Origin of the sequence: Colwellia sp. 6M3, assembly GCF_014077595.1 — a bacterium.
Taxonomy (GTDB): domain Bacteria; phylum Pseudomonadota; class Gammaproteobacteria; order Enterobacterales; family Alteromonadaceae; genus Cognaticolwellia.
Genome location: NZ_JACGWF010000224.1, coordinates 1 through 411 on the forward strand (window position 1 = coordinate 1; position 411 = coordinate 411).

Sequence of the window (411 nt, forward strand, 5' to 3'; positions counted from 1 at the left end):
ATCACATCCTGGGGCTGAAGTCGGTCCCAAGGGTATGGCTGTTCGCCATTTAAAGTGGTACGCGAGCTGGGTTTAGAACGTCGTGAGACAGTTCGGTCCCTATCTGCCGTGGGCGTTTGAGAATTGAAGAGGGCTGCTCCTAGTACGAGAGGACCGGAGTGGACGAACCGCTGGTGTTCGGGTTGTTATGCCAATAGCATTGCCCGGTAGCTACGTTCGGAACTGATAACCGCTGAAAGCATCTAAGCGGGAAGCAGGCTTTGAGATGAGTTCTCACTGGAGCTTTAAGCTCCCTAAAGGGTCGTTGGAGACTACAACGTTGATAGGTTGGGTGTGGAAGTGCTGCGAGGCATTGAGCTAACCAATACTAATTACCCGTGAGGCTTAACCATACAACACCCAAGTGGTTTT

1 rRNA gene is annotated in these 411 nt (G+C 51.6%); it reads left to right on the forward strand.

Features of this window, described 5'->3' with window-relative positions:
* A 23S ribosomal RNA gene (locus H4J50_RS19155) occupies positions 1-392 on the forward strand; the annotation flags it as partial.
* Between the last annotated feature and the right edge of the window lie 19 nt (positions 393-411).